The sequence below is a fragment of the Tabrizicola flagellatus genome (assembly GCF_046295235.1).
GTDB lineage: Bacteria > Pseudomonadota > Alphaproteobacteria > Rhodobacterales > Rhodobacteraceae > Tabrizicola > Tabrizicola flagellata_A.
This window is the reverse complement of sequence record NZ_JBKBLV010000007.1, coordinates 15,264-36,835: the sequence shown is the minus strand read 5'-3', so window position 1 is coordinate 36,835 and position 21,572 is coordinate 15,264. Positions and strand designations below refer to the sequence as shown.

The window sequence follows — 21,572 nt, the reverse complement described above, 5'->3', positions numbered from 1 at the left end:
GCCATGCTGGCGCTGCTGCACCCTCTGGGCGTGGTGCTGACGGCGATCTTCGTGGCCGGGATCTTCGTCGGATCGGACGCGATGAGCCGGGCGGCGGGCGTGCCAACCTATATCGCCGACATGCTGTTGGCCGTGGCGCTTCTGTTCATGGTGCTGGCGATCCTTCTGACCAGGGTCCGGGTGGTGCGGGGATGAGCGAGATCGTCGATATCCTGATCTCGGCCAGCTTCTGGGCCGCCGTCATCCGCATCGCCTCGCCGCTGATCCTGGCGACGATGGGGGAACTGATCTGCGAACGCGCGGGCGTCCTGAACCTTGGCATCGAGGGGATCATGGTCATCGGCGCCTTCACCGGCTGGATGGCGGTGTATCAGGGGATGCCCTTGTGGGGCGGGGTCGCGGTGGCGATGGCGGCGGGGATGCTGTTCGGGCTTCTGCACTCCACCCTGACCGTGCCGTTCGGCCTGTCGCAGCATGTCGTCGGGCTGGGGGTAACGCTGTTGGCCACGGCGTCCGCTTCCTTCGCCTACCGGCTGATGCTGCCCGAAGTCACCAGCCCGCCGAAGATCCAGCCGTTCCAGCCGCTGTCGATCCCCGGCCTGTCCGACCTGCCCTGGATCGGCACCGCCCTGTCGCAGACGGCGCTGACCTGGGCCGCCTTCGCGGTGGCGGGGGTGGTGGCCTTCACGCTCTATCGCACGCCGCTCGGGCTGGCGGTGCGCGCGGTGGGCGAGAACCCGGCGGCGGTCGAGGCGCAGGGCCTGTCGGTCACCGGCCTGCGGACGGGGGCGGTGATCGTCGGGTCCGGGCTGATGGCGGTGGGGGGCGCGTTCCTGACGCTGTCGGCCTTCTCCTCCTTCTTCTTCGAGATGGTGAACGGCCGCGGCTGGATCTGCATCGCGCTGGTGGTCTTCGGGGCCTGGAAACCCGGCAAGGCGGTGCTTGGGGCGATCCTCTTTGCCGCCTTCGATGCCTTGCAGATCCGGCTGCAACAGACCTCGCTCGGCGCGGTGCTGCCCTACCAGCTGTTCCTCGCCCTGCCCTTCATCCTGTCGATCCTGGCGCTTATCCTGATGTCGCGCCGGGCCGAGGTGCCCGCGGCGCTTATGGTGCCCTACAACAAGGGAGAACGCTGAGATGTTCGACATCCTGGTCAAGGGCGGGACGCTGCCGGATGGGACGGTGGCCGATATCGGGATCACCGGCGACCGGATCGCCGCCGTGGGCCAGCTGGAGGCCGAGGCGGGCCGGGTGATCGACGCGACCGGAGACCTCGTCTCGCCGCCCTTTGTAGACCCGCATTTCCACATGGACGCGACGCTGAGCTACGGCCTGCCCCGGGTGAACGCCTCGGGCACGCTGCTGGAGGGCATCGCGCTCTGGGGGGAGTTGCGCGAGATCGCCACGGTGGACGAGATGGTCGCCCGCGCGCTGACCTATTGCGACTGGGCGGTCAGCATGGGCCTTCTGGCGATCCGCACCCATGTCGATACCACGCCCGACCACCTGCGCGGGGTCGAGGCGATGCTGGAGGTCAAGCGGCGGGTTGCACCTTACCTCGACCTGCAACTGGTGGCCTTCCCGCAAGACGGGCTTTATCGCACCAAGACCGGCCGGCAGAACGTCCTGCGCGCGCTCGACATGGGCGTCGACGTGGTGGGCGGCATCCCGCATTTCGAACGCACGATGGAGGAAGGCGCGGAAAGCCTGCGCGACCTCGCCCGCATCGCCGCCGAGCGCGGCCTGATGTGGGACGTGCATTGCGACGAGACCGACGATCCGATGTCCCGCCATGTGGAAACAATGGCGCGCGAGGTCACGCGGCACGGGCTGGGGGGCCGCGCGGCGGGCAGCCACCTGACCTCGATGCATTCGATGGACAACTACTATGTCTCCAAGCTTCTGCCGCTGATCGCCGAAAGCGGCATGACCGCGATCCCCAATCCGCTCATCAACATCACGCTCCAGGGCCGCCACGATACTTACCCGAAACGACGCGGCCTGACCCGGGTAAAGGAGATGCAGGCCCTGGGCATCCCGGTCGGCTGGGGGCAGGATTGCGTGCTGGACCCCTGGTATTCGCTGGGCACCGCCGACATGCTGGATGTGGCCTTCATGGGCCTGCATGTCGCGCAGATGACCCATCCGGCGGAAATGGTGCGCTGCTTCACCATGGTGACCGAGACCAACGCGCAGATCATGGGACTTTCGGACTACGGTCTGCGCCCCGGCTGCACGGCCAGCCTAGTGATCCTGGACGCCGGCCACCCGGTCGAGGCGTTGCGCCTGCGTCCCGACCGGCTGGCGGTGATCTCCAAGGGTCGCCTGGTGGCCGAACGGCAGCGCAATGATGCCAGGATGCGCCTGCCGGGACGGCCCGGATCCCTGCGCCGCCGGCTGGGCTGAGCTGGCGATTCGCAGTCCCCGCGGCCTGAACCGGAACGACAGGCAGATTCAATCCGCATGCGAAACAACAGTAGGCCGAAAAGGCGACCGCCGGGTGGTCTCCCCGGCCACTCGCGCCACGGTTGATCCGGGCCATCCTTCAAAACTCCTCTGGATCGCCCCATTTTCGCCCTCATCCACAACCATCACGGATGCAGTGAATTGGTGCATTTGTGTGGACGATTGTCCGGGCGCTGGGGCCTGTCGCTTGCGACTGCGGCCCCGGAAGGGTCAAGGCGCCGGCGATCTGGCACTGGTGTCGGAGGGAAGGGCGAGATGGCGCAGCAAAAGGCGGCAGAACCCGCGGTCGATGAGGTCGATGACCTGATCGACGAACTGCAGCCGGGTGCAAAGCTCCTGAAGGGCCAGTACACGATCACCCGCTACATCAACAGCGGCGGCTTCGGCATTACCTATCTGGCCAAGGACAGCCTCGACCGCGACGTCGTCATCAAGGAGTGCTTCCCCTCTTCGGTCTGCCGCCGGTCCAAGGCCATGGTCGCCGCGAGGTCGCGCGCGCATTCGGCCGAACTGCGCTCGATCGTCCAGCTCTTCGTGCGCGAGGCGCGCAGCCTGGCCAAGATCGTGCACCCCAACATCGTCGCCGTGCACCAGGTGTTCGAGGACAACGGCACCGCCTACATGGCGCTCGACTACATCGAAGGGCTCGATCTGCAGCAGATCATCGACGGCGAAGGCCCGTCGCTGACGAACGCGCATGTGGTCGAGATTACCACCAAGCTTCTGAAGGCAGTCGGGTTCATCCACGAAAACGACATGCTGCACCGCGACATCTCACCGGACAACGTGCTGATCGACAAGTCGGGCGAGCCGATCCTGATCGACTTCGGTGCCGCGCGCGAGAAGGCCAGCCAGACCAACCGCGCCATGTCGGCGCTGCGGGTGGTCAAGGACGGCTACTCCCCGCAGGAATTCTACATCGCCGGGTCCGAGCAGGGGCCCTGGAGCGACCTCTACGCCCTTGCCGCCACGCTCTATCATGTCATCTCGGGCGAGGCTCCCGTCAACGGCCAGGCGCGGCTCGCCGCTCTGGCCGAGGACCGGCCCGATCCCTTCGTGCCGCTGAGCGGTCGCATCCGGGGCTATCCGAAGGGTTTCCTGGAAGCGATCGACAAGGCATTGAACACGCTGCCGAAACAGCGCATCCAGTCGGCCGCGGAGTGGCTGACGATGTATGACACCGGGGCGCCCTTCGCGGCGGCTCCGGCCGAACCCGCGCCGGGAACCGAGGACGCGGTGCACCGGCTGGTGAGCGATTTCAAGCGCGACACAGGCGTAACCGACCACGGCCATGCAGGTCAGGAAAGGGCCGTGCCCCCCCCCGCGGAACCGGACCTCGCGCGCGCGCCCTCGGCCCGGGCACCCTCTGCGCCGGCTCCGTCTGCCGCAGCGCACGAACCCGCCTCGCGGCAGCGTGGCAAGGGACCGATGCCGTTGATCGCCGGTGCGGCCTTGGCCATGGCAGTTGCGGCGGGTGGCTTCGTCTACCTGTCCGACGCTCCGGTCGCACCAGAGGCTAAGCCGGAGAGCATTGCGGCGACCGTTCCTGAAGCGAAGCCCACCGTGTCGGCAACTGACGTCGCGGTCTCAGCACCGGCCAACCCGGAAACCCCGGTTGCCGTCACTGAACCCGACGCAGCGCCCGATGCGGGACAACCAGCTTCTGCGGTGCCCGCGGCAGAGGTGACCGAGGCGTCTGCCGGGACGCCGGAACCAGCGATCCAGGCCCCGACGACTGCCGCCGATCCCAAACCCGCCGCCACCGACACCGCACCTGCCAACGCTACCGCAGCCGCGACCGCCCAGGACGCCGACACGACCGCAGTGACCGCTGCGGCACCGCAGGACCCGGCACCCGCGGCAGACTCATCGGCCGCGCCGGAGACCACGGCAGCGGCCAGCCCCGCTGCCGAGAAGCCGGCCTCGTCCGGCGCCCGGCCGGCAGCGGTCCAGGTGGCCTTTGCCGTCTGGGATGCGGTGCTTCCCTTCACCGCCGACGACCGGATCGTCGGCGGCAAGCCTGCCGCGCAGATCCTGCGCATCTCGCCTGAGGCCGACCTTGCCTCGGCCGGCCCGTGGTTGCAGCAGGGTATGGTCATCCATGCGATCAACGGCAGTCCCACCCCCACGACCAAGGCGCTGACTGCGGCCATTCTGAACGCGATGCAGGTAGATGCCGACGGCAAGGCGCGCATGGTGGCCGACTATTCGAAATCGAACGGCGAACGGAACTCGGGCCTGCTGACCGTAGACGCCCTGCGCCTCGTCACCCTGGCGAACGGGATCCAGTTGCGCACCCTGACCGTGGACGGCGTGTGGAAGACGGAAGTCACTGCCGTTCCCCAGCAGGGGATGACTACGCTCCGTCCCGGAGACGTGCTGTTCCGCGACAAGAGCACCGGCGTCGCACTGGACGGGCCGACCTCGATCGAGGCCATCCTCGGCCAGCTGGTGAAGGACAAGGCGACGCGGACCGAATTCTCGATCGTCCGCGACAACAAGGTGGAGACCGCAGACATGAACCTTGTCCTGGCCCCGACGCCATGAGGTGCATAGTCGCCGATCCCGAGGCCAGAACGGCCATGCCCGGCCCCGGTCCGGCTCTGGTGCAGCGGGTATCCCCACGCGACAGCTCCCGCCCCGGCCATGGCACGGCAGGCCTTGACGACCTGGTTGTTGCCCTTGGCCGGGCGGTGGCGCGATCGGCAGCGCAGGGACAGGCAAGCCATGCCCACCCGGATCGGTCGGACTGAGGTCTTTTGACACGAAATGGCAAGGACCCGCTCATGCCAGGACGGACTCGGCGGAACGGTCGCAGGACCGATCAGACGGAACAAGGAGCAAGCAACATGAACGTCCCGCGCATATTCCTGCTTGGCACCGCGGCCCTGCTTCTGACCGGGGCGACCGCCGAGGCGCAGGAGGCCTGCTCTTCCTACACGGTGCGCGCCGGCGACAACCTGCGCCGGATCGCCAGCAAGGCCTATGGTGACGGCGACCTCTACCGGCGGATCTATGACGCCAATGTCGCCGTGATCGGCGAAAAGGCCGACCTGATCGAAATCGGTTCGGTTCTGACGATCCCCTGCGCGGAGCCGACGGCCGAAGCGGCACCGGAAGGCGTGACGCCGGTCAGCACGGCGGCAGCCAACGCGACGCCGACAAGCGCGACTACGGTCAGCGCAACCGCGGAAACCCAGCCTGCGCCCGTGACCGAGCGGCCCCTGGCCATCGTTACCGGCAACGGCTATGCGCCCTTTGCCGACAAGACCCTGCCTGGTGGCGGCATGATGACCCAGCTCGTCGAGATGGCGATCTTCCGCGCCGACCCCTCGATTCCCTACACGATCAGCTTCGTGTCTGACTGGCAGGCGCATATCGACGCGCTCTTGCCCTCGGGCGCCTACGACCTGAGTTTTCCCTGGATCCGCCCCGACTGCGAGGGCGCTGCCACACTGTCGCCCGGGGACCAGGCCCGCTGCAACGACTTTGCCTTCTCGGGCCCGTTCTACGAGATCGTGGACGCCTTTTTCGCCACGCGCGACAGCGGGCTCATGGCGGCAACCAGCTATGCCGAGTTCGAGGGCAAGCGGATCTGCCGTCCCGAGGGCTATACCGCGGGCGTGCTCGATGCGGCGGGACTGACCTCAGGAGTGGTGACGCTGGTGCGCGCCGAGAACGTCAAGGAATGTTTCCGGGCGCTGGCCTCGGGCGAGGTGGACCTGGTCTCGGTCGATTCCGAGGTCGGCGACTCGACCGTTGCCAAGCTTGGACTCATCGCGACGATCGGTCAGAATCCGCACCTTTCCAGCATCCTCAGCCTGCATGTCATCGCGCACAAGTCCAATCCGCGCGCAGTTGCCATGCTGGGGGCTCTCGATGCCGGGATGATCGAGATGTACGAATCCGGCGAGTGGTACGACATCGTCTCCACCGCGCTGAACCAGCAGCGCCAGTCGGAGTGATCCATGCAGGCCCGATCGCCCCAAGTCACAGGCCCCGACGTTTTCAGTTTGGCTGCGAATGACCAATCATTCGCCTTATTCGCGCCATCTACTCAACCCTATGCTGTGCCAAGACCAGTATTGTTTCGTTTGTTGCGCGTCATCAGTCCCATCAAGCACCCCACGAGGAAACCCGCCATGAGAACCGCTTCGCATCTGCACCGGCTTCCGATTCTCGCGGCTGCGATGATTTCGCTGCCGTTCATCGCCTCGGCCCAGGAAGCCTGCACCACCTATACCGTGAAGGACGGCGACACGCTGGGCTCGATCGCCCAGGCCGCCTACGGCACTTTCGACTACCAGATGATCTTCAACGCGAACCGCGACGCGCTGGCGGCCAACCCGAACAGCCTGCCGGCCGGGTTGCAGCTGATCCTGCCCTGCGAGGACGGCCGCCTGACGCCTGACCAGGAGCTGAGCTCGATCATCGAGGCCGAAACCCAGAAACAGGAAGCCTCCGCCAAGAAGTCGAACATCTACGAGCCGCCGCTGAAGTTCGTCACCTCGAACAACTGGAAACCGTTCACCGACGAATCGCTGACCGGTGGCGGCATCTTCGTGCGCATGGCCGCGACGGCCATGCAGCGCGGCGGCAACGACCGGGACTACACCGTGGCCTATGTGGACGACTGGATGTCGCACATCGACACGCTGCTGCCCTCGGGCGCCTTCGACGTGTCGATCGCCTGGGAAGCGCCGGACTGCTCGAAGCTCGACATGCTGGGCGAATTCTCGGCGCGGATGTGCACCGACTTCGACTTCTCGCTGCCGATTTACGAGGCGGCCTACACCTTCAATACCCTGCCCGACAGCAAATATGCCAATGCCCGGTCCTTCGCGGAATACGCCGGTGCCAAGATCTGCCGGCCCGAAGCCTGGCCGCTGGGCGACCTCGAAGTCCAGGGCCTGACCCCGCCGGTGGTGGAATACGTCGCGCCAAAGAATCCGATCGACTGCGCCAACATGCTGCTCAAGGGCGAGGTGGACATCTACTCGATCGAGACGGAAACCTCGGTGGCGAACTTCAAGGAACTGGGTGTCACCGACAAGGTGGTGACCAACCCGGCCCTGACAACCTTCATCTCGTATCACTTCCTGACCTCGAAGAGCAATCCGCGCGGCCGGGTCTACATCGCCATGCTGAACCGCGGCATCACCGAGATGCGCGAGTCGGGCGAATGGTACGACATCCTCGCCACGGGCCTGGCCGAGTACAACAAGCTCAGCCAGTAACCCGCCCTGCCCCGCACCATCGCAGGCCCCGGACCCCAGGACCGGGGCCTGCCGCATTTTCAGGGGCTTGGCCGGTCGCATCCCGCACGGAAGAGAAGTCTTGGAACATTTGTTCCATATGCTATGCTGGTCCGGCAGCCGCCAGGAGACCCGAAATGTCCAAGGACGACTCCGCGCTCGCCGCACGCGATACCCCGCAATCGGTCGAAGCCTTCCGTGACCGGCTGACGGGCCTGAACGGCCAGCTTCCCCGCCGTCTGCAGCAATGCGCCGACCACATCGCGCGGCACATGGATTCCATCGCGCTGTCCACGGTGGCCCAGGTCGCCGAGGGCGCCGGCGTTCCGCCCTCGGCGGTGATGCGCTTCTGTCAGATCATGGGCTTCTCCGGCTATGCCGAGATGCAGCGGCTGTTCCGCGAGGCCCTGTCCCGGACCGCGCCCGACTATGCCACGCGGCTGGCGAACCTGAAGGCCGGCGGCGCCGGCCGGCCCGCGACCCTGGTCGCCGAATTCGTCGATGCCGGCCGCCAGTCGATGGAGGCGCTCGCCCGCGATCTGGACGAATCCACATTGAATCAAGCGGTTGAAACGCTGACCCAGGCCAGGACCATCCACCTGGCCGGGTTCCGGCGGTCATTCCCCGTGGCCTCGTACCTGGCCTATGTGTTCGACAAGCTGGGCGTCGCGGCGGTGCTGCACGATGGGGTGGCCGGGCTTGGCCAGCGCGCGTCGCTGCAGCGAGGCGATGCGCTGATCGCCATCACCTTTGCGCCGTGGTCCGAGGAAACCCTTGCGCTGGCGGCCCTGGCCCGGGAACGCGGCCTGCCGGTCGTCGCGCTGACGGACCCGCCGGGCACCCAGGTCTCCGCCGTCGCCGATACCGTGCTGACGGTGGCCGAGATCGACTTCGGCGCCTTCCGGTCGCTGTCCGCCGTCATCGCGCTGGCGCTGTCCCTTGCCGTCGCCGTCGCCGCCCGGCGCGAAACTTAGGACTTCCGCCAGGGGAGAGAATGGAATATTCATTCCACGCAGCCGCCCGAGTCGGAGCCCAGCCGATGCCCACCCCGAAATCCCTCGATGTCATCACCATCGGCCGCTCCTCGGTCGATCTCTACGGCGCGCAGGTCGGCGGCAGGCTCGAGGACATGGGGTCCTTCCAGAAATACATCGGCGGCTCGCCCACCAACATGGCCGCCGGGACCGCGAGGCTTGGCCTGAAATCGGCGCTCATCACCCGCGTCGGCGACGAACACATGGGCCGCTTCATCCGCGAGGAACTGGCGCGCGAAGGCGTGGACGTGCGGGGCGTCAGGACCGACCCGGAGCGTCTGACCGCGCTCGTCCTTCTCGGCATCCGCGACCAGCACCAGTTCCCGCTGATCTTCTACCGCGAGAACTGTGCCGACATGGCGCTCTGCGAGGACGACATCGACGAAAGCTTCATCGCCGAGGCGCGGTCGGTCGTGGCCACCGGCACGCATCTCAGCCACCCCCGGACCGAGGCCGCCGTCCTGAAGGCGCTGACCCTGGCCCGGAAACACGGGGCGCAGACCGCGCTCGACATCGACTACCGGCCGAACCTCTGGGGCCTTGCCGGCCATGGCGCGGGGGAAAGCAGGTTCATCGAAAGCGCGGCCGTCACCGCCAAGCTGCAATCGACCCTGCACCTCTTCGACCTGATCGTGGGCACCGAGGAGGAATTCCACATCGCAGGCGGCACGACCGACACCGTGGCCGCGCTCCGCGCCGTCCGTGCCGTCAGCGGCGCGACGCTGGTCTGCAAGCGCGGCCCGATGGGCGCCGTCGCCTTCACCGGCGCCATCCCCGACAGCCTGGACGAGGGCGAGAGCGGCCCCGGCTTCCCGATCGAGGTCTTCAACGTTCTCGGCGCGGGCGACGGGTTCATGTCGGGGCTCCTCAAGGGCTGGCTCGACGGCGAACCCTGGCCCGTGGCGCTGAAATACGCCAACGCCTGCGGCGCGTTCGCCGTCAGCCGCCACGGCTGCACCCCCGCCTACCCCAGCTGGGAGGAATTGCAGTTCTTCCTGAACCGCGGCGTGGTGGAAAAGGCGCTCCGCAAGGACCGCGCGCTGGAACAGATCCACTGGTCCACCAACCGGCACGGCGACTGGTCCACGATGCGCGTCTTCGCCTTCGACCACCGGATGCAGCTGGAACAGATGGAGGGCGCCACGCCCGACAGGATCGGCGCTTTCAAGCAGCTGTGCCTCGATGCAGCCCTCAAGGTCGCGGACGGCAAGCCCGGCCACGGCATCCTCTGCGACAGCCGGCTGGGGCGCGATGCGCTCTACCGCGCGGCGGGCACCGGCCTCTGGATCGGGCGGCCCGTCGAATGGCCCGGCTCGCGCCCCCTGACGCTGGAGCCCGAGCTTGGCCCCGACCTCGGCGGCTTGCAGGAATGGCCGCTGTCCCATGTGGTCAAGGTCCTGTGCTTCTACCATCCCGCCGACGACGCGGCGACGAAGGCCGCGCAGGAAGAAACGGTCCTGCGCCTGTTCCACGCCTGCCGCCGCAACCGGCTGGAGATGCTCTTGGAGATCATCCCCTCCAAGGTCGCCCCCGTCACCGACGAGACCAGCGCCGAGGTCATCCGCCGCTTCTACGCGCTTGGCGTCTATCCCGACTGGTGGAAGCTGGAACCCTTCACCTCCGACGCCGCCTGGACGAAGGCCTGCGCCGCGATCGCCGAGAACGACCCCCATGTGCGCGGCGTCGTCGTCCTTGGCCTCGACGCGGCCGAGGCAGACCTGGCCGCCTCGTTCCGGATTGCGGCACGCCAGCCGCTGGTGAAAGGTTTCGCCGTCGGCCGCACGATCTTTGCCGATGCCGCCCGCGCCTGGTTCCGGGGCGAGATCACCGATGGGGCGGCGGTGGCGATCATGGTAGAGAAATACGCAAGGCTCTGCGCCATCTGGGACGCCAGCCGCGAGGGAGGAAAGGCATGACAATGACCCGCCACGAAACCGTGAGGCTGACCGCAGCGCAGGCGCTGGTCCGCTGGCTGTCGCTGCAACAGGCCGAAGACGGCAGCCGCTTCATCGAGGGCGTCTGGGCGATCTTCGGCCATGGCAACGTCGCGGGCCTGGGCGAGGCGCTGCACGCCCACCGCGAGGCACTGCCCACCTGGCGCGGTCACAACGAACAGACCATGGCCCATACCGCCATCGCTTATGCCAAGGCGATGCGGCGGCGCAAAGCCATGGCGGTGACCACCTCGATCGGCCCCGGCGCGACGAACCTCGTCACGGCAGCGGCGCTGGCGCATGTGAACCGGATCCCAGTCCTGTTCCTGCCCGGCGATGTCTTTGCCAGCCGCGCGCCCGATCCGGTGCTGCAACAGGTCGAGGATTTCGGCGACGGCATCGTTTCCGCGAACGACTGCTTCCGCCCGGTGGTGCGCTATTTCGACCGGATCAGCCGGCCCGAACATATCCTGACCGCGCTCCCCCGCGCGCTTCAGGTGATGACCGATCCCGCCACCTGCGGGCCGGTCTGCCTTGCCTTCTGCCAGGACACGCAGGCAGAAGCTTTTGATTATCCAGTAGAATTCTTCACCCCCCGGATCTGGCACATCCGCCGTCCCGAACCCGACCAGCGCGAGCTGGAGGCCGCCGTCGCCGCGCTGAAGGCCGCCGAAAGGCCGCTGATCGTCGCGGGCGGGGGCGTCCTTTACTCCGGCGCCGAGGCCACGCTTCTGGACTTCGCCCGCCGCCACAACATCCCCCTGATCGAGACCCAGGCCGGCAAGGGTGCGGTGGACTGGGAAGAACGTCTGAACTTCGGCACTCCCGGCGTGACCGGCTCGGACTGCGGTAACAAGCTTGCGGCCGAGGCCGATCTGGTGCTGGCGGTCGGCACGCGGCTTCAGGACTTCACCACCGGCAGCTGGACGATCTTCAGGCGGCCTGGGCGCAGGATCCTGTCGATCAACGTCCAGCCCTGGGATGCCACCAAGCGCGGGGCGCAGGCGCTGGTCGCCGATGCGAAGGTCGCGCTGGAGCGGCTTTCGGCCGCTCTGGGCGGAAAGCGCTTTGCCGATCCCGATTTCGCCGCGCGCGACGCCTGGTTCGCCACCACCGCTTCGCTCATGGCCGCGCCGGCGGGCAATCAGCTGCCCAGCGACGCGCAGGTCGTGGGAGCGGTGAACCGCAGCGCCACGCCAGAGACCATCGTGATGGGCGCGGCGGGGTCGATGCCGGGCGTCCTGCACACGCTCTGGCGCGGCGCGCAGGGCGGCTATCACATGGAGTACGGCTTCTCGACGATGGGCTACGAGATCGCGGGCGCCCTGGGGATCAAGATGGCCCGGCCCGACCGCGACGTGATCTGCATGGTCGGCGACGGGTCCTACATGATGGCCAACAGCGAACTCGCCACGGCCGTCATGATGGGCGTGCCCTTCACCGTGGTCCTGACCGACAACCGCGGTTTCGGCTGCATCAACCGGTTGCAGAAGCACACCGGCGGCGCGCCGTTCAACAACCTTCTCGACGACGCCTATCATGTGAACCCCAGCCACATCGACTTTGTCGCCCATGCCGCGGCGATGGGGGCGAAGGCGGTCAAGGCCGACGGCATCGCGGGGCTCGAGGCTGCGCTTGAAGCGGCGAAGGGGGCGACCGTGCCCACGGTCATCGTCATCGACACCGACCCCGGACCCGGCACCGGCGCGGGCGGCAGCTGGTGGGAGGTGGGCGTGCCCGAGGTCTCGACCCGGCCCTCGGTGCTGGAAGCGCGCAAGGAACATGAGGCCGGCGCACGCGCGCAATGGCTGGTGAACTGAGGACAGACGAATGAGCGTGAAGATCGGGATCTCTCCCATCTCCTGGCAGAACGACGACCTGCCGGACCTGACCGCCGCCTACACGATGGAGCAGGCGCTCCGCGAGGCGCGCGAGATCGGCTATACCGGCGTCGAACGCGGGCGGCGGATGCCGGCGGATACCGAAGGGCTGCGGTCCTATCTGAACGCGAACGGACTTTTCCTTTGCGGCGGCTGGTGTTCCGGCAATCTCCTCAGAAACGACGTGAAGACGGAAATCGAGGCGGTGCGCCAGCAGGTCAAGCAGTTCGCGGCCCTGAACGCCCCCTGCATCGTCTATGCGGAATGTTCCAACACCGTGCAGGGCGACATCGCCGTGCCGGTGAACAACCGCCCGAAATTCGCCGCCGCCGAAGTGCGGGCCTATGGCGCGAAGCTGTCCGAACTGGCGAAGTGGATGGCCGATCAGGGCGTGACGCTGGCCTACCATCACCACATGGGCTCGTTCATCGAGAGCGAGGACGACGTGAACGCGCTGATGGAAGGCTCGACGCCCGAGGTGAAGCTTCTGTTCGACACCGGGCATCTCCTCTTCGGCGGCGCGGACGTGATGCGGGTGCTGAACACCTGGGCTTCCCGCGTCCACCACGTCCATTTCAAGGACATCCGGCCCGAGGTCGTGGCGGACGTTCGGAAGAACAACCGCAGCTTCCTCGACGCCGTGATCGCCGGGGCCTTCACCGTGCCGGGCGACGGCTGCATCGACTTCCAGGCCGTGGCCGACAAGCTTCGCGCGATGGACTATCACGGCTGGATCGTTGTCGAGGCGGAACAGGACCCGGCCAAGGCCCCGCCCTACGAATACGGGAAAATGGGCTATGACCACATCCTGAAGGTCTGCGCCAGGGCCGGCCTGACCATCGACCACTCGCGCCCGTGAGGTAAGCCATGCCCGACCTCCTTCGCCATCCCACCGGCACCCGCGGCAAGGTGCACGAGATCACCCCCGAAAGCGCGGGCTGGGGCTATGTCGGCTTCACGCTCTACCGGCTGGAGCCGGGCGACGTAGCCGAGGAGACAACCGGCGAGACCGAGGTGATCCTGGTGATCGTCGAAGGGAAGGCGAAGGTGCAGGCCGCCGGGCAGGACTGGGGCGAGATGGGCGAGCGGATGGACGTGTTCGAGAAGACCCCGCCGCATTGCCTCTACGTTCCGAACGGCACGACCTGGCGCGCCGTCGCCACCACCCCCTGCACCATCGGCGTCTGCAAGGCACCCGGCAAGGGCGGGCACAAGGCCCAGCGCCTCGGCCCGGACGGGATCGAGCTGACCCCGCGCGGCAAGGGCACCAACACGCGACACGTCAACAACATCGCCATGGAGGGCCGCGAGGTCGCCGACAGCCTTCTGGTCACCGAGGTCTTCACTCCCGCCGGTCACTGGTCGAGCTATCCCAGCCACCGGCACGACGAAGACGACTTTCCCCGGATGACCTATCTGGAGGAGACCTACTATCACCGCCTGAACCCCGCCCAGGGCTTCGGCATCCAGCGGGTCTATACCGAGGACGGGTCGCTGGACCAGACGATGGCGGTGAAGAATCACGATGTCGTGCTGGTTCCGAAAGGACATCACCCCTGCGGCGCGCCCTATGGCTACGAGATGTATTACCTGAACGTCATGGCCGGACCGATCCGCAAGTGGCGGTTCCAGAACGACCCCGACCACGACTGGATCGCCAGGCGGGACGCCTGAACCCGTCCAGGCCGGACCGGGTGGCGATCCCCGCACAGTGCAGACCACTTTCCTCGGACTTTCGCCGGGGCTCAAGCTCGACCGTGGCGGCTCGTCGTGCGCCTTCGGCGCTCCTCGCAGCGGGCGAGGAGGAGACGAAGTCGAACAACGAGCGCCCGCCTTTGCCTTGAAGCGTCCTTCGGGCTCGTCTAATCAGGGACGAGCCCGAAGGAACCCCCGACACATGCGCATCCTGATCACCAACGACGACGGCATCAACGCGCCGGGGCTTGAGGTTCTGACCCAGATCGCCACCGAGATCGCCGGACCGACGGGCGAGGTCTGGACCGTCGCCCCCGCCTTCGAACAATCGGGCGTGGGCCATTGCATCAGCTATACCCACCCGATGATGATCGCCGAACTCGGCCCCCGCCGCTTTGCCGCCGAGGGCAGCCCGGCCGATTGCGTGCTGGCCGCGATCTATGACGTGCTGGACGGCGCGCGGCCGGATCTGGTGCTCTCTGGCGTCAACCGGGGCAACAACGCGGCCGAGAACGTGCTGTACTCCGGCACGATCGGCGGCGCGATGGAGGCGGCCTTGCAGGGCGTCCCGGCCATCGCCCTGTCGCAGTTCTTCGGGCCGGACAACGCGAAACTGGCCGACCCGTTCGAAAGCGCGCGCGTCCATGGCGCGGGGGTGGTGCGGGCGCTTCTGGACAAGGGGCTCTGGACGCAGGACGATTACCGGGTGTTCTACAACATCAACTTCCCGCCTCAGCCAGCCGCCGCGACCCGGGGCATGCGGGTCGCGCCGCAGGGTTTCCGCCGCGACACCGCCTTCAGCGTCGAGCCGCACATGTCGCCCTCGGGGCGCAAGTTCCTCTGGATCAAGGGCGGCCACCAGCACACGCCCACCCTGCCGGGATCGGACGCGGCGGTGAACCTGGACGGCTTCATCTCGGTCACGCCGATGCGCGCGGATCTCACCGCGCACGACCTTCTGGCCGACCTCGAGGCCAGGCTCGCATGACCGAGGGACCGGAGGACCGCCCCACCTCCGAAGAGCTTGCCGAACGCAAGATGCGCTTTCTCTTTGCCCTCCGATCGCGCGGCGTGACCGACACCCGCGTCCTGACCGCGATGGAGAAGATCGACCGCGGCCTTTTCGTCCGCAACATCTTCGCCGACCGCGCCTACGAGGACATGCCCCTGCCCATCGCCTGCGGCCAGACGATCAGCCAGCCCTCGGTCGTCGGCCTGATGACCCAGGCCCTGCAGGTCAGCCCGCGCGACACGGTGCTGGAGGTAGGCACGGGGTCCGGCTACCAGGCCGCAGTCCTGTCGCAGCTGGCCCGCCGGGTCTATACCGTGGACCGCTACCGCCGCCTGGTGCGCGAGGCCAGCGAGCTGTTCCGTCAGCTCGGGCTGGTGAACATCACCGCAATCCCGGCCGACGGCTCGCACGGGCTGCCCGACCAGGCGCCCTTCGACCGGATCATCGTGACGGCGGCGGCCGAGGATCCCCCCGGCCCCCTGCTGGAGCAACTGAAGCCCGGCGGGATCATGGTGGTGCCGGTCGGCCAGTCGGATGCGGTGCAGGCGCTCATCAAGGTGACGCGGACCTCACGCGGGTTTGATTACGAGGAACTCCGCCCGGTGCGCTTTGTTCCACTGGTAGAGGGGATGGGCTCCGAGTAGACTGCGGGCCCACAGAACCGGGCCAAACCGGGCGGCGGATGATCAGGCGGGACCAGATGGCGAGAGCGACAAGACTTCGGGCGGGTTTGCTGCTGAGCGCGGGGGCCCTGGCCCTTTCGGGCTGTATCAATACCGGGGCGCTGGACTGGGATCTGCGTCAGGGTGCCGGCGACACCTCGAACGCGGCCTTGCAGGCGACGGCGGCGGCGCCGCAGCCCGATGCGAACGGCATCATTTCCTATCCCGATTACCAGATGGCGACGGCCCGGCGCGGCGAAACGGTCGCCAGCATGGCCGGCCGGCTGGGGATGAACCCCGAAGAGCTGGCGCGGACCAACGCGCTGCGCGCGACCGATCCCTTGCGCGAGGGCGAGATGCTCCTCTTGCCGAAACGGGTCGCGGCCAGCCCGCAACCGGCGGTGATCGGCGGAACCGGCCCGGCGTCCGGCGGCGGCATCGACATCACCTCGATCGCCACCACCGCGCTCGACAGCGCCGCTCCGGCCAAACCGGCCGCGGGCACCTCTCCCGCCGCTTCGAAGCCGATCTCCGGCCAGCCGCTGACCCACCGCGTCGCGCGGGGCGAGACCGCCTTCACCATCGCGCGGACCTACAACGTCTCGGCCAAGGCCCTGGCCGACTGGAACCAGCTCGGGCCCGACATGGCGGTGCGCGAGGGACAGACGCTGATCATCCCGATCGCCACCGCCCCGGCGCCGAACCCCGAACCCGTGCCGACACCGCCGGGCGTCGGCAGCCCCACGCCAGAGCCGCCCTCGGCGAAAAAGCCCCTGCCGGACGAAAAGACCGAGCCCGCGGGGACCAAGCCCAAGGGCACCCCGCCCTCGCCCGACCTCGGCGCGGCCAAGTCCACGCCTTCGAAGATGGCGATGCCGGCCTCGGGCAAGATCATCCGCGGCTACGACCCGAAGAAGAACCAGGGCATCGACATCGCCGCACCGGCCGGCAGCCCGGTGGTCGCGGCCGAGGCCGGGACGGTGACGGTCATCTCTTCGGACACCACTGGCAAGGGCATCGTCATCATCCGCCACGCGGGGGATCTTCTGACGGTCTATGTCGGCGTGACCGGAATGACGGTGAAGAAGGGCGATGCGGTCAAGCGCGGCCAGGCCATCGGCAAGGTCGCGGCAGGCGATCCCGCCTTCGTGCATTTCGAGGTGCGCAACACCTCGAAGCAGAGCTTCGACCCGGTGGGCTATCTGCAATAGTCCGCCGGACCCGGCTCAGCCCCCCGGGCGCGAGACCAGCACCTTGTCGATCCGCCGCCCGTCCAGGTCGATGACCTCGAAGCGGTAGCCATGGGCGGTGAAATGCGCGCCAAGCTCGGGGATCCGGCCCATCTGGTGCAGGACCAGTCCGGCCACGGTGTCGTAATCCCCCGCCATCCCGCGCGGCAGGCCCAGGCGGTCGCAAAATTCGTCCACCGGCATCCAGCCCGCGACCAGATGGCTGCCGTCCTCGCGCGTGACCAGCGCGGGTTCGTCCGCCTCGCTGGCCGCCACGGCGCCGGTGATCGCCTCCAGCACGTCGCCGGTGGTGAGGATGCCCTCGAAGGTGCCGTATTCGTCATAGACCAGCGCGAAATGGTGTTCGGATTTCTGAAGGATCTCCAGCACGTCCAGCGCCTCGGCCCGGTCCGAGACCACCGGCACCTCGCGCACCAGCGCCCGGATCTCCAGCGGCTCGCGGCGCGAGACGGCCTGGAAGGCATCGGCCAGCAGCACGATGCCCACCACCTCGCCCTCGGCATTGGCCACCGGCATCCGCGGGCGGGCGACGCGGCGAACGGCGGCCACCGCCTCGGCCCCGGTAGCCTCCAGCGGCAGCATCTCCACCTCGTGCCGGGGGGTCATCAGCGCCCGCGCGGTGCGGTCCGACAGGCGCATCACCCCGGTGATCATCTCGCGCTCCTCGGTCTCCAGCACCCCGCCCTCGTGGGCTTCGGCCAGAAGGACATGCACCTCCTCTTCGGTGACGCGGTTCTCGCCCGCCCCGCGCTGGCCGAGCAGCCACAGAAGCAGGCGGCCGGACCGGTCCAGGAACCAGACCAGCGGCGCGGCGACGACCGACAGAAGCGTCATTGCCGGCGCCACGCGCATCGCCAGTCCCTCGGCATTGCGCAGCGCCAGCTGCTTCGGCACCAGTTCGCCCACGATCAGGCTTACATAGGTGATGGCCACCACCACCCCGCCGACCCCCAGCGTCGCGGCCCAGTCGGGCGCCACGCCCTGCCCGACCAGCCAGAGCTGCAACCGCAGCCCCAGCGTCGCCCCCGACAGTGCGCCCGACAGGATGCCGACGGCGGTGATGCCGATCTGCACGGTGGACAGGAACCGCCCCGGATGCTCTGCCAGCCGCAAGGCCATGCGCGCGCCGCGGCTCTTGCCTTCCAGCGGCTTCAGCCGGGCCGGACGCGCGCTGACGATGGCCAGCTCGGACATGGCGAGCACGCCGTTCAGGACGATCAGGACGAGGATGACAAGGATCTCGGTCAGCATGATGGCTCGCGCTCAGGATGCACGCCGCCGGGCGCGAAGGCAAACCCGCCGTCAGGCCCGGAGGCGCACCCCCTCGCGGGCGGCGAGGTCGCAGAAGAACTGCCAGGCCACCCGGCCCGACCGCCCGCCCCGCGTCGCCTGCCATTCGATCGCCTCGGCATGCAGCCGCTCCTCGGGGACGTTGACCCCATGCGCGGCACAATAGCCGCGGATCATGTCAAGGTAATCGTCCTGACCGCAGGGATGGAAGCCCAGCCAGAGACCAAAGCGGTCCGACAGCGAGACCTTCTCCTCCACCGCCTCGGACGGGTTGATCGCGCTGGAGCGTTCGTTCTCGATCATGTCGCGCGGCATCAGGTGGCGGCGGTTCGAGGTGGCGTAGAACAGAACGTTCTCGGGCCGTCCCTCGATCCCGCCGTCCAGGACCGCCTTCAGCGACTTGTAGTGCTGGTCGTCGTGGGAGAACGACAGGTCGTCGCAGAACAGGAGGAACCGGTGCGGCGCGGCGCGCAGGTGCGCGAGCAGGCGCTGGACCGAGGGCAGGTCCTCGCGCGACAGTTCCACGATCTTCAGGTCATGGCCTTCCGCCCGCACGGCGGCATGCACCGCCTTGACCAGGCTCGACTTGCCCATCCCCCGCGCGCCCCACAGGAGCGCGTTGTTCGCGGGCAGGCCGGCGGCGAAATGCCGGGTGTTCTCCAGCAGCGTGTCGCGCGAACGGTCCACCCCGACCAGAAGGCCGATGTCCACCCGCGAGACCCGCGCCACCGGTTCCAGCCGGTCGGGCCCGGTGTGCCAGACGAAGGCCTCGGCGGCGAAATCAGGCGCGGGCATCGGCGCGGGGGCCAGCCGCTCCAGCGCGGCGGCGATGCGGATCAGGGGGTCGGTCATGCCTTGGGTTCGGCCATGTCGGAAGGACCGTCGGTCTCGTCGTCCCAGAGACCTTCGGCACGCAATTCGGCCTCGCGGCGCTTTTCGATCCGGCGGATCAGGAAGATCGAGACCTCGTACAGCGGATAGACGGCAAAGAACAGGATCAGCTGGCTCATCACGTCCGGCGGTGTGACCAGCGCGGCAACGATCAGGATGATGACGATGGCGTATTTCCGCATCCCGGCCAGACCGGCCGAGGTCGCCAGCCCCGCCTTGCCCATCAGCGTCAGAAGGACCGGCAACTGGAAGCACAGGCCGAAGGCGATGATCAGCTTCAGGCTGATGTCCAGCGTCTCGTTCACCTTGCCCTGGAAGACGATCTCGATGCCTTCCTTCGGCGCCGCGGCCGGGACTTCGGCGGGCACATCGGTCAGCATCGGCGCCAGCACCGACAGGATCGAGGCGCTGTCGGCAAAGCCGAGGAAGAAGCGCATGGCGATGGGCGTCACCACATAATGCGCAAAGGTCGCCCCCAGCAGGAACAGCACCGGCGAGGCGACCAGAAACGGCAGGAAGGCCTGCTTCTCGCTGCGGTAGAGTCCCGGCGCCACGAAGCGCCAGAGCTGGTAGGCGATGACCGGAAAGCTGACCATCAGCCCGGCCACGACCGAGATATGGACCAGCGTGAAGAAATATTCCTGCGGCGCGGTGTATTGCATTACCGGGTTCGGGTTGCCGAGATCGCGCATCGCCTGCTCGATCGGGCGCAGCAGGAAATTCAGGATCGGGTCGGCCACCACGAAACATGCCAGCATGGCCACAATGAAGGCCGTGACCGACCAGATCAGCCGGTTGCGCAGTTCGGCCAGATGCTCGACCAGGGGGGCCGAGCTGTCGTCGATCTCGTCCTTCGCGCTCATGCTGCGTCACCACCCTGAGGGTCGGCCTTCTTGCGTCGCCTGCCGGGCGCCTTGGCGGCGGGCTGGGACTCGGCGGCTGCGGGTTCGGACAGGGCCCGCAGCTTGGCCGCCGCCTCGTCCACCACCGCCTTGCGCGCGGCCTTCTGTTCGTACAGCGCTGCCGTGGCCGGGCCTGCACCTTCCGGCGCAGCGGGTGCCGCCGCAGCCGTTGCGCCTTCGGCTACCGGCGCCGCGGTCATCGCCGCCGGCATCGGCGCGGGCGTCAGGGGCTTCGTGGGCTTGGCCGCGTTCTTCAGCGGATCCCATTTCTCGAACTTGTCGGCGGCGGACTTGACCGCATCCAGCCCCATGGCCTTGGGCGAAGTCACCTTCTTCAGGTCGTCGGCCACGTCCTTGACGCCCGATTCCTTCGCCGCCTGTTCCATCGCCCGGCTGAACTCGCGCCCCATGGACCGGACCTTGGCGGTGAAGCGGCCAAGCTCGCGGAACATGCCGGGCAGATCCTTCGGGCCGATGAAGATCAGCGCGACTATGCCGACGACCAGAAGTTCGGACCAGCTGAAATCCATTCCCCGTCTCCCGACAGGCCCGTCAGATCAGGCCTTGTCCTTCTCGGCCGGCGTCACGTCCTTGGCGGCGTCCGCCTTGGCGTCCTCGATTTCCTTCGCACCGTCGTTCACGCCCTTCTTGAAGGCCGTGATGCCCTTGCCGACCTCGCCCATCAGGCTCGACACCTTGCCCTTGCCGAACAGGACCAGAAGCACGACCGCGATCAGGATCAGGCCGGGAAGACCGATGTTGTTGAGCATGAGAACCCCTCCATGCAGGCCCCGATCCCGGGGCGGATTCCGTTACTGCCCCCAATTACGCCCCCGATCCCCCGGCATCCAAGACCCAAGCCGCTTGGCAAATGCAGTCAACTGACAGTATTTTGTCAGTAAGTTCCCGATCCCCCTGTCCCGGTCCGGTCATGAAACGCGACGCCCGCCTTTACGACATCGTCCAGGCGCTCCGTGACGGGCGGTTGCACACGGCGGCGGAACTGGCCCGGCGCACCGGGGTCTCGACCCGGACCATCTGGCGCGACATGGAGATGCTGGCCGCCACCGGCATGCCGGTCGAGGGCGAACGGGGCCTTGGCTACATCCTGCGCTCGCCGCTGGTGCTGCCGCCGACCATGCTGACCCCGGACGAGCTGGAGGCGCTGGTCGAGGGGCTCCGCCATGTGGGCCAGGAGGGGAACCCGCGCGCACGCGCGGCGCGCAGCCTGCTCTACAAGGTCACGACCCTCCTGCCCCAGTCCGGGATCGAGGCCGAACCGCCCTGACCCGGACCGCCGC

General features: G+C 67.8%; 19 protein-coding genes and 1 pseudogene. 15 read left to right on the top strand and 5 right to left on the bottom strand.

Going from position 1 to position 21,572, the window contains the following annotated elements; all coding sequences use genetic code 11:
* The 14 genes and pseudogenes from ACK4IU_RS04240 to ACK4IU_RS04175 form a co-directional block, all read left to right on the top strand.
* A pseudogene (locus ACK4IU_RS04240) lies at positions 1–195 on the top strand (ABC transporter permease); the annotation flags it as partial.
* Positions 192–1,136, top strand: coding sequence for an ABC transporter permease (locus ACK4IU_RS04235; RefSeq protein WP_409731987.1), 945 nt, complete (start codon positions 192–194; stop codon positions 1,134–1,136). The pseudogene ACK4IU_RS04240 and the gene ACK4IU_RS04235, both read left to right, overlap by 4 nt.
* Position 1,137: 1 nt before the next feature.
* Positions 1,138–2,406 carry an amidohydrolase family protein gene (locus tag ACK4IU_RS04230; protein WP_409731985.1) on the top strand — a complete coding sequence of 423 codons (1,269 nt, stop codon included), beginning with the start codon at positions 1,138–1,140 and terminating at the stop codon, positions 2,404–2,406.
* A 315-nt stretch (positions 2,407–2,721) separates the two neighbouring features.
* A complete protein-coding gene (locus ACK4IU_RS04225) occupies positions 2,722–5,013 on the top strand; it encodes a protein kinase domain-containing protein (protein WP_409731983.1) in 2,292 nt (763 codons plus the stop codon).
* 302 nt (positions 5,014–5,315) lie between these two features.
* Positions 5,316–6,431, top strand: a complete 1,116-nt coding sequence (locus ACK4IU_RS04220; protein ID WP_409731981.1) for a hypothetical protein — start codon at positions 5,316–5,318, stop codon at positions 6,429–6,431.
* Between the two features lie 177 nt (positions 6,432–6,608).
* Positions 6,609–7,703, top strand: a complete 1,095-nt coding sequence (locus ACK4IU_RS04215) for an ABC transporter substrate-binding protein (RefSeq protein ID WP_409731979.1) — start codon at positions 6,609–6,611, stop codon at positions 7,701–7,703.
* A gap of 155 nt (positions 7,704–7,858) precedes the next feature.
* Positions 7,859–8,695 carry a MurR/RpiR family transcriptional regulator gene (locus ACK4IU_RS04210; protein ID WP_409731977.1) on the top strand — a complete coding sequence of 279 codons (837 nt, stop codon included), beginning with the start codon at positions 7,859–7,861 and terminating at the stop codon, positions 8,693–8,695.
* Positions 8,696–8,760: 65 nt separating this feature from the next.
* A complete protein-coding gene (gene iolC, locus ACK4IU_RS04205) occupies positions 8,761–10,671 on the top strand; it encodes a 5-dehydro-2-deoxygluconokinase (RefSeq protein ID WP_409731975.1) in 1,911 nt (636 codons plus the stop codon).
* Positions 10,668–12,509, top strand: coding sequence for a 3D-(3,5/4)-trihydroxycyclohexane-1,2-dione acylhydrolase (decyclizing) (gene iolD / locus ACK4IU_RS04200; protein WP_409731973.1), 1,842 nt, complete (start codon positions 10,668–10,670; stop codon positions 12,507–12,509). The genes iolC and iolD overlap by 4 nt, the downstream gene beginning before the upstream one ends.
* 10 nt (positions 12,510–12,519) lie before the next feature.
* The gene (gene iolE / locus ACK4IU_RS04195) at positions 12,520–13,428 is read left to right on the top strand and encodes a myo-inosose-2 dehydratase (protein ID WP_409731971.1); all 909 of its coding nucleotides are present in this window, start codon (positions 12,520–12,522) and stop codon (positions 13,426–13,428) included.
* Positions 13,429–13,436: 8 nt separating this feature from the next.
* Complete coding sequence (gene iolB, locus ACK4IU_RS04190) at positions 13,437–14,243, top strand: 5-deoxy-glucuronate isomerase (RefSeq protein ID WP_409731969.1); 807 nt, start codon at positions 13,437–13,439, stop codon at positions 14,241–14,243.
* Between the two features lie 223 nt (positions 14,244–14,466).
* Entirely contained in the window at positions 14,467–15,252 is a 786-nt protein-coding gene (surE, locus tag ACK4IU_RS04185) for a 5'/3'-nucleotidase SurE (RefSeq protein ID WP_409731967.1), read from the top strand.
* The gene (locus ACK4IU_RS04180) at positions 15,249–15,920 is read left to right on the top strand and encodes a protein-L-isoaspartate(D-aspartate) O-methyltransferase (protein WP_409731965.1); all 672 of its coding nucleotides are present in this window, start codon (positions 15,249–15,251) and stop codon (positions 15,918–15,920) included. Before surE ends, ACK4IU_RS04180 begins: the two co-directional genes overlap by 4 nt.
* A 56-nt stretch (positions 15,921–15,976) precedes the next feature.
* Positions 15,977–17,149, top strand: a complete 1,173-nt coding sequence (locus ACK4IU_RS04175; protein WP_409731963.1) for a peptidoglycan DD-metalloendopeptidase family protein — start codon at positions 15,977–15,979, stop codon at positions 17,147–17,149.
* Between the two features lie 15 nt (positions 17,150–17,164).
* Here the strand turns inward: ACK4IU_RS04175 and ACK4IU_RS04170 are convergent, their stop codons facing one another.
* The 5 genes from ACK4IU_RS04170 to ACK4IU_RS04150 are packed head-to-tail and all read right to left on the bottom strand — an operon-like array spanning position 17,165 to position 21,041.
* Positions 17,165–18,439, bottom strand: coding sequence for a hemolysin family protein (locus ACK4IU_RS04170; protein WP_409731961.1), 1,275 nt, complete (start codon positions 18,437–18,439; stop codon positions 17,165–17,167).
* A 51-nt stretch (positions 18,440–18,490) separates the two neighbouring features.
* Entirely contained in the window at positions 18,491–19,330 is an 840-nt protein-coding gene (locus tag ACK4IU_RS04165) for an ATP-binding protein (protein ID WP_409731959.1), read from the bottom strand.
* Complete coding sequence (gene tatC / locus ACK4IU_RS04160; protein ID WP_409731957.1) at positions 19,327–20,232, bottom strand: twin-arginine translocase subunit TatC; 906 nt, start codon at positions 20,230–20,232, stop codon at positions 19,327–19,329. Before tatC ends, ACK4IU_RS04165 begins: the two co-directional genes overlap by 4 nt.
* Complete coding sequence (gene tatB, locus ACK4IU_RS04155) at positions 20,229–20,801, bottom strand: Sec-independent protein translocase protein TatB (RefSeq protein ID WP_409731955.1); 573 nt, start codon at positions 20,799–20,801, stop codon at positions 20,229–20,231. Before tatB ends, tatC begins: the two co-directional genes overlap by 4 nt.
* A 27-nt stretch (positions 20,802–20,828) precedes the next feature.
* Complete coding sequence (locus ACK4IU_RS04150; protein WP_409731953.1) at positions 20,829–21,041, bottom strand: twin-arginine translocase TatA/TatE family subunit; 213 nt, start codon at positions 21,039–21,041, stop codon at positions 20,829–20,831.
* Between the two features lie 161 nt (positions 21,042–21,202).
* Here ACK4IU_RS04150 and ACK4IU_RS04145 point away from each other — a divergent pair, with 161 nt between their 5' ends.
* On the top strand, positions 21,203–21,559 hold the full coding sequence (locus tag ACK4IU_RS04145) for a helix-turn-helix transcriptional regulator (protein ID WP_409731951.1): 357 nt from the start codon (positions 21,203–21,205) through the stop codon (positions 21,557–21,559).
* Positions 21,560–21,572: the final 13 nt, after the last annotated feature.

Excerpts from the sequence above, each read along its gene's own strand:
- ACK4IU_RS04220 (WP_409731981.1), top strand. The coding sequence starts at position 5,316 with ATGAACGTCCCGCGCATATTCCTGCTTGGCACCGCGGCCCTGCTTCTG.
- ACK4IU_RS04170 (WP_409731961.1), bottom strand. The coding sequence starts at position 18,439 with ATGCTGACCGAGATCCTTGTCATCCTCGTCCTGATCGTCCTGAACGGC.
- ACK4IU_RS04165 (WP_409731959.1), bottom strand. The coding sequence starts at position 19,330 with ATGACCGACCCCCTGATCCGCATCGCCGCCGCGCTGGAGCGGCTGGCC.
- iolE (WP_409731971.1), top strand. The coding sequence starts at position 12,520 with ATGAGCGTGAAGATCGGGATCTCTCCCATCTCCTGGCAGAACGACGAC.
- iolD (WP_409731973.1), top strand. The coding sequence starts at position 10,668 with ATGACAATGACCCGCCACGAAACCGTGAGGCTGACCGCAGCGCAGGCG.
- ACK4IU_RS04230 (WP_409731985.1), top strand. The coding sequence starts at position 1,138 with ATGTTCGACATCCTGGTCAAGGGCGGGACGCTGCCGGATGGGACGGTG.
- tatC (WP_409731957.1), bottom strand. The coding sequence starts at position 20,232 with ATGAGCGCGAAGGACGAGATCGACGACAGCTCGGCCCCCCTGGTCGAG.
- iolB (WP_409731969.1), top strand. The coding sequence starts at position 13,437 with ATGCCCGACCTCCTTCGCCATCCCACCGGCACCCGCGGCAAGGTGCAC.
- ACK4IU_RS04235 (WP_409731987.1), top strand. The coding sequence starts at position 192 with ATGAGCGAGATCGTCGATATCCTGATCTCGGCCAGCTTCTGGGCCGCC.
- iolC (WP_409731975.1), top strand. The coding sequence starts at position 8,761 with ATGCCCACCCCGAAATCCCTCGATGTCATCACCATCGGCCGCTCCTCG.
- surE (WP_409731967.1), top strand. The coding sequence starts at position 14,467 with ATGCGCATCCTGATCACCAACGACGACGGCATCAACGCGCCGGGGCTT.
- ACK4IU_RS04145 (WP_409731951.1), top strand. The coding sequence starts at position 21,203 with ATGAAACGCGACGCCCGCCTTTACGACATCGTCCAGGCGCTCCGTGAC.
- ACK4IU_RS04150 (WP_409731953.1), bottom strand. The coding sequence starts at position 21,041 with ATGCTCAACAACATCGGTCTTCCCGGCCTGATCCTGATCGCGGTCGTG.
- ACK4IU_RS04175 (WP_409731963.1), top strand. The coding sequence starts at position 15,977 with ATGGCGAGAGCGACAAGACTTCGGGCGGGTTTGCTGCTGAGCGCGGGG.
- ACK4IU_RS04210 (WP_409731977.1), top strand. The coding sequence starts at position 7,859 with ATGTCCAAGGACGACTCCGCGCTCGCCGCACGCGATACCCCGCAATCG.
- tatB (WP_409731955.1), bottom strand. The coding sequence starts at position 20,801 with ATGGATTTCAGCTGGTCCGAACTTCTGGTCGTCGGCATAGTCGCGCTG.
- ACK4IU_RS04225 (WP_409731983.1), top strand. The coding sequence starts at position 2,722 with ATGGCGCAGCAAAAGGCGGCAGAACCCGCGGTCGATGAGGTCGATGAC.
- ACK4IU_RS04215 (WP_409731979.1), top strand. The coding sequence starts at position 6,609 with ATGAGAACCGCTTCGCATCTGCACCGGCTTCCGATTCTCGCGGCTGCG.
- ACK4IU_RS04180 (WP_409731965.1), top strand. The coding sequence starts at position 15,249 with ATGACCGAGGGACCGGAGGACCGCCCCACCTCCGAAGAGCTTGCCGAA.